The organism is Dactylosporangium sp. NPDC006015 (genome assembly GCF_040614215.1).
In the GTDB taxonomy this organism is placed as follows: Bacteria; Actinomycetota; Actinomycetes; order Mycobacteriales; family Micromonosporaceae; genus Dactylosporangium; species Dactylosporangium maewongense.
Window position 1 is genome coordinate 1 of sequence record NZ_JBEXUD010000105.1, and the last position, 6,919, is coordinate 6,919.

General features: G+C 71.7%; 1 protein-coding gene. It reads left to right on the top strand.

Features of this window, described 5'->3' with window-relative positions; genetic code table 11:
• On the top strand, positions 1-6,919 hold a 6,919-nt coding region (locus ABZ321_RS58035; protein WP_354905643.1), incomplete at both ends, for an amino acid adenylation domain-containing protein.

Genomic DNA, 6,919 nt, shown 5'->3' on the forward strand with positions numbered 1-6,919 from the left:
GCGACCCCACCTTCACCGAGCTGCTCGACCAGGTCCGCGACACCACCCTCGCCGGCTTCGAACACCAGGACGCCCCGTTCGAACTGCTCGTCGAGGAACTCGCCCCCACCCGCTCCCTCGCGCGCAACCCCCTGTTCCAGGTCATGTTCACGCTGCAGAACAACGCCGACGCCGACGTCAACCTCGCCGGCACCGACACCGGCCGGCCCGCCACGCCGACGCGGGCCGCACCGGCGTTCGCGAAGTTCGACCTGGACCTGGCCATGGTCGAGGTGTTCGACGCCGACGGCGCGGCCGTCGGCCTTCAGGGTGGACTGATCGGTTCGGCGGATCTGTTCGACGCCGGCACGGTCGTCGACGTCGCGGCGCGGTGGGTGCGTGTGCTGGCGGCGGTCGTCGCGGACCCGTCGGCGCCGATGTCCGTGGTTGACGTGCTCGGCGCGGACGAACGCGACCGGGTGCTGCGTGAGTGGAACGCCACGGCGGTGGACGTTCCGGCGGCGACTGTCCCGGAGCTGTTCACGGCCCAGGTGGCGCGGGACCCGGACGCCGTCGCGGTGATGTGCGACGGGGTGTCGCTGACGTACGGCGAACTGGACGCGCGCGCGGACAGTCTGGCCCGGCTGCTCGTGGCCCGCGGCGTCCGCCCCGAGTCGGTGGTGGGTCTGTGCCTGCCGCGCGGCGTGGACATGGTGGTCGCGCTGTCGGCCGCGTGGAAGGCCGGCGCCGCGTACGTGCCGATCGACCCGCAGTACCCGGCGGACCGGGTCGGGTTCATGGTCGCGGACGCGGCACCCGTGTGCGTGGTGACGGTGTCATCGGCGGCCGGCGTACTGGCCGGATCCGACGTGGATCTGGTGCTGCTCGACGACCCGGCCGGAGAAGCCTCCGGCGCGTCGCTGCCGGCCCTACCGCTACCGGACCAGTCGGCGTACGTGATCTACACGTCGGGCTCGACGGGCCGGCCGAAGGGTGTGGCGGTCACGCACGCCGGGTTGGCGAACGCGGTAGGTGTGCTCGCCCCGGTGTTCGGTGCCGGTCCGGGCGTGGGGGTGCTGCAGTTCGCGTCGTTCAGTTTCGACGCGTCGGTGCTGGACGTCGCGGTCGCGTTGACGTCGGGTGCGCGGCTGGTCGTGGCGTCGTCGGTCGAACGCGCGGACGCCGGGCTGTTGCGGGACCTGGTCACGTCGGCCGGCGTGGAGGTCGCCAGTGTGGTGCCGAGCCTGCTGGAAGTGTTGACGCCACAGGACTTCGCCTGCGTGCGCCGGATGGTGGTGGGTTCGGAGGCTCTCTCGGCCCGGCAGGCCGAACGGTGGTCGGTGGGCCGGCTGCTCGTCCACGCCTACGGTCCCACCGAGGCCGCCGTGATCATGGCGACCAGCGTCATGGACCCGCAGCGGATCGCCGGCGTCCCGGTGGTGCCGTTCGGCCGCCCGATGGGCAACAGCCGCACGTACGTGCTGGACGAATGGTTGTCGCCGGTGCCGGCGGGTGTGGCCGGTGAGCTGTACGTGGCCGGTGTGCAGCTGGCCCGCGGGTACGTCGGCCGAGCGGGTCTGACGGCGGAACGGTTCGTTGCCGACCCGTTCGACCGCACCGGCGGGGGCCGGTTGTACCGCACCGGCGACGTGGTGCGCTGGACTGCGGACGGCGAGCTCGTGTTCGTCGGCCGCGCGGACCAGCAGGTGAAGATCCGCGGTTTCCGGATCGAACCGGGCGAGATCGAAGCGGTCCTGGCCGGGCACCCGCGGGTGGCCCAGGCGGCCGTCATCGCCCGCGAGGACACGACCGGCGACAAGCGTCTCGTCGCCTACGTGGTCCCGGCCGACGGTCATGGTGACGGCCTGCCGGCCGCGCTGCGCGGGTTCGCCGCTGACCGCCTCCCGGAGTACATGGTCCCGGCCGCGGTCGTGGTGCTGGCCGGGCTGCCCCTGTCGCCCAACGGCAAGCTCGACCGCAGGGCCCTCCCCGCACCCGACTTCGCGCCCGCGGCCGGCGCCGGCCGGGCCCCGGCGAACGTGCGGGAGGAGTTGCTGTGTCTCGCGTTCGCCGAGGTGCTCGGCCTTGACGCGGTCGGCGTCGACGACGACTTCTTCGCCCTCGGCGGCCACTCCCTGCTCGCGGTCCGCCTGGTGAGCCGGGTCCGGGCGGTGTTCGGCGTCGAACTGTCGCTGCGGGCGCTGTTCGAGGCCCCGACGGTGGCCGGCCTGGCCGAGCGGCTGACCGGTGCCGGTCAGGCTCGCTCCGCACTGGTCCCGTGGCAGCGCCCGGAGCGCCTGCCGCTGTCGTATGCGCAGCAACGGCTGTGGTTCATCGGCCAGCTGGAGGGGCCGAGCCCGCTGTACAACATCCCGGCCGTCCTGGGCCTGTCCGGTCAGGTCGACACCGTAGCGTTGGCTGCCGCGCTGCGTGACGTGATCGGCCGGCACGAGGTGCTGCGCACCGTGTTCCCGACCGCCGACGGTCAGCCCTACCAGCGGATCATCGCGCCCGCCGACCTGGACTGGCAGCTCGAGTCGAGTGACGTGTCGTCGGCGGGCCTCGTCGAGGCGGTGACGGGCGCGACCCGGCACACCTTCGATCTGGCTCGGGAAGTGCCCATCCGGGCGTGGCTCTTCACCACGGAAACCGGCGAGCGCGTGCTGGTCGTGGTAGTGCACCACATCGCCGGTGACGGCTGGTCGATGAGCCCCTTCGCGGCCGACGTGACCACGGCATACGAGGCGCGGGCGGCCGGCCGGCGCCCCGAGTGGGTGCCGCTGCCGGTGCAGTACGCGGACTACACCCTCTGGCAGCGCGAGCTGCTCGGTGACGAGACCGACCCGGACAGCGTGATGTCGCGTCAGGTCGCCTACTGGCGGCGTGCTCTGGCCGGTGTACCGGAGGAGCTCGCGCTACCGGCGGACCGGCGGCGCCCGTCGGTGGCCGGTCACCAGGGGCATTCGGTGCCGGTGCGGGTGAGTCCTGAGGTACACGCCCGGCTGCTCCAGGTCGCCCGGGAGCACGGCGTCACCGTCTTCATGGTGCTGCAGGCCGGTCTCGGGCTCCTGCTGTCGAAACTGGGCGCCGGCACGGACATCCCCATCGGGGTCGCGACCGCCGGCCGTACCGACCAGGCACTGGACGATCTCGTCGGGTTCTTCGTCAACACCCTGGTGATGCGGACGGACCTGTCGGGTGACCCGACGTTCGTCGAGCTGCTGGGCCGGGTGCGCGAGACGGCACTGGCCGGTTTCGAGCACCAGGACGTGCCGTTCGAACGCCTCGTCGAGGAACTGGCGCCGGTGCGGTCGCTGTCGCGGCACCCGCTGTTCCAGGTGATGCTGACCGTGCAGAACACCGGCGACGCGGTCCTCGACCTGCCCGGAGGCCAGGCGCCCCCGGCCGACGCGACCCAGGTGGAGACCGTGCAGTCGGCCAGGTTCGATCTGGACCTGGTCGTGGTCGAGGTGTTCGACGCCGACGGCACGCCGGCCGGGCTGCGCGGTGCGCTCATCGGATCGGCGGACCTGTTCGACGCCGGCACGGTCGTCGACGTCGCGGCGCGGTGGGTGCGTATGCTGGCGGCGGTTGTCGCGGACCCGTCGGCGCCGATGTCCGTGGTTGACGTGCTCGGCGCGGACGAACGCGACCGGGTGCTGCGTGAGTGGAACGCCACGGCGGTGGACGTTCCGGCGGCGGTCGTCCCGGAGCTGTTCGCGGCCCAGGTGGCGCGGGACCCGGACGCCGTCGCAGTGATGTGCGACGGAGCGTCCGTGTCCTACGGCGAGCTGGACGTGCGCGCCGACGGGCTGGCCCGGCTGCTGATGGCCAGAGGAGTCCGCCCCGAATCGTTGGTGGGTCTTTGCCTACCCAGGGGCGTGGACATGGTCGTGGCGCTCCTCGCCGTGTGGAAGGCCGGCGGCGCGTACGTGCCGATCGACCCGGAGTACCCGGCGGACCGGGTCGGGTTCATGGTCGCGGACGCGGCACCCGTGTGCGTGGTGACGGTGTCGTCAGCGGCCCAGGTGCTGGCCGGGTCCGACGTGGACCTGGTGCTGGTGGACGACCTGCCGGCGGACACCCTCGGCGAGGCGCTGCCGGTCCGCGCGTTGCCGGGCCACTTGGCGTACGTCATCTACACGTCCGGCTCGACCGGGCGCCCCAAGGGCGTAGGCGTGTCGCATGGTGCGCTGGCGAACTCGGCGCATGTGTTCGGTCCGGTGTTCGGTGCCGGTCCGGGCGTGGGGGTGTTGCAGTTCGCGTCGTTCAGTTTCGACGCGTCGGTGCTGGACGTCGCGGTCGCGTTGACGTCGGGTGCGCGGCTGGTCGTGGCGTCGTCCGCGGAACGCGCGGACGCCGGGCTGTTGCGGGACCTGGTCACGTCGGCCGGCGTGCTCGTGACGAGCGTGGTGCCGAGCCTGCTGGAGGCCATCACCCCCCGAGACCTGGGTCCGGTACGCCGGGTTGTCGTGGGGTCGGAGGCGATCTCGGCCCGGCAGGCCGCACTGTGGTCGACGGACCGGCTGCTGGTCAACACGTACGGCCCGACCGAGGCGGCGGTGATGATCGCGGCCGGCACCGTTGACATGGAGCGTGTGCCCGCCGGTGGAGTGGTCCCGTTCGGGCGTCCGATGGGCAACAGCCGGACGTTCGTGCTGGACGAGTGGCTGTCGCCGGTGCCGGCGGGTGTGCCCGGCGACCTGTACCTGGCCGGTGCGCAGCTGGCCCGCGGGTACCTGGGCCGGGCCGGTCTGACGGCGGATCGGTTCGTTGCCGACCCGTTCGACCGCACCGGCGGGGGCCGGTTGTACCGCACCGGCGACGTGGTGCGCTGGACCACGGACGGCGAGCTCGTGTTCGTCGGCCGCGCGGACCAGCAGGTGAAGATTCGCGGTTTCCGGATCGAACCGGGCGAGATCGAGGCCGTGATCGCCGCGCATCCGCACGTGGCCCGGGCAGCGGTCATCGCCCGTGAGGACGCAGACGGCGACAAGCGGCTGGTGGCGTACGTGGTAGGGGACGTCGACGGTGGCGCGTTGCGGGAGTTCGTGGGATCGAGGCTGCCGGAGTACATGGTTCCGGCGGCGATCGTGGTGCTGGCCGCACTGCCGCTGTCTCCCAACGGCAAGCTGGATCGCAAGGCGTTGCCGGCGCCGGACTTCACGGCTGCGGCCGGGGCCGGTCGCGGCCCGGCGAGCGTGCGGGAAGAGTTGTTGTGTCGGGCTTTTGCGGAGGTTCTCGGCCTGGACGTGGTCGGTGTCGATGATGACTTCTTCGCGCTTGGTGGCCATTCGCTGCTTGCGGTGCGGCTGGTGGAGTGGCTGCGGGTGCGGGGGGTGTCGGTTTCGGTGCGGGCGTTGTTCGTGTCCCCGACGCCGGCGGGGTTGGCGGCGGCGGTGGGTGTGGTGGCGGCGGCGGAGGTGCCGGCCAACCTGATCCCGGCCGGTGCGGACGTGATCACGCCGGAGATGCTGCCGCTGGTGGAGCTCACCCAGGCCGAGATCGACCTGGTGGTCGGATCGGTGGCGGGCGGCGCCGGCAACGTCGCGGACATCTATCCCCTCGCCCCGTTGCAGCAGGGAATCCTGTTCCACCATGTGCTCGCCGACGGCGGTGAGGACGCGTACGTATCGCAGTCGATGATCGAGTTCGCCGACCGTGACCGGCTCGACGGCTTCATCGCGGCGCTGCAACACGTGATCGACCGGCATGACGTATTCCGGACCTCGCTGGTGTGGGCCGGGTTGCGGGCGCCGGTGCAGGTGGTGTGGCGGTCGGCGAGATTGCCGGTGACCGAGGTGACCCTGCCGGCCGACACCGCAGACGTGGTCGCGCAACTGCTGTCGGCGGTGGAACTGACGATGGATCTGGGCCGGGCGCCGCTGTTGGATCTGCACGTGGCCGAGGTCGACGGAGGCCGATGGCTCGGGCTGCTGCTGATGCACCACATGGTTCAGGACCACACGACGTTGGACGTGGTGCTCAGCGAGATCGAGGTGGTGCTGTCCGGGCGCGCGGACACCCTGCCGGAGCCGTTGCCGTTCCGGAATTTCGTGGCGCAGACGTCGGCCGGTGGCGATCACGAGGCGTTTTTCCGGGACCTGCTGGCGGGGGTCGAGGAGCCGACGGCGCCGTTCGGGGTCCGTGATGTGCGTGGCGATGGGTCGGGTGTGGTGCGGGCCGGTGTCTGGCTGGATGCCGGTGTGGGTGTGCGGCTGCGGGAGGTGGGCCGCAGACTGGGGGTGAGCCCGGCGACGCTGATGCACGTGGCGTGGTCCCGGGTGTTGTCGGTCGTCTCGGGCCTGAACGACGTCGTCTTCGGCACGGTGCTGTTCGGCCGGATGAACGCGGGTGCCGGCGCGGACCGGGTGCCGGGCCTGTTCATCAACACGCTGCCGGTGCGGGTTTCCACTGACGGCCTGGATGCGCTGACGGCGGTTGAGGCGATGCGAGTGCAGTTGGCCCAGCTGCTGGAACACGAACACGCGCCGTTGGTGCTGGCGCAACAGGCCAGTGGCGTGCCGAGTGACCTGCCGTTGTTCACGACGCTGTTCAACTACCGGCACAACAACCCGGGTGCGGCCGGCGGCGGCCAGACCGACAGCGGTGTCTTCGCCGGCGTGCGGTCGGTCTTCATGCGAGATAACAACAACTATCCGATGTCCGTGTCGATCGACGACGACGGCGACCGGTTCGGCCTGATCGTGGACGCGGTCGGGCCGATCGACCCTGTCGCGGTCGCCGGGATGCTCCACACCGCGGTCGCCGGCCTGGTGCCGGCGTTGGAGAACGCGGTCGACGGTGGCGAGCGGACACTGCTGTCGGACATCACCGTCCTGGGTGCGGACGAGCGCGACCAGGTGCTGTTCGGGTGGAACGACATGTCCGTGGTGGCCGGGGTGTCGCTGCCGGAGCTGTTCGCGGGGCAGGCCGCTCG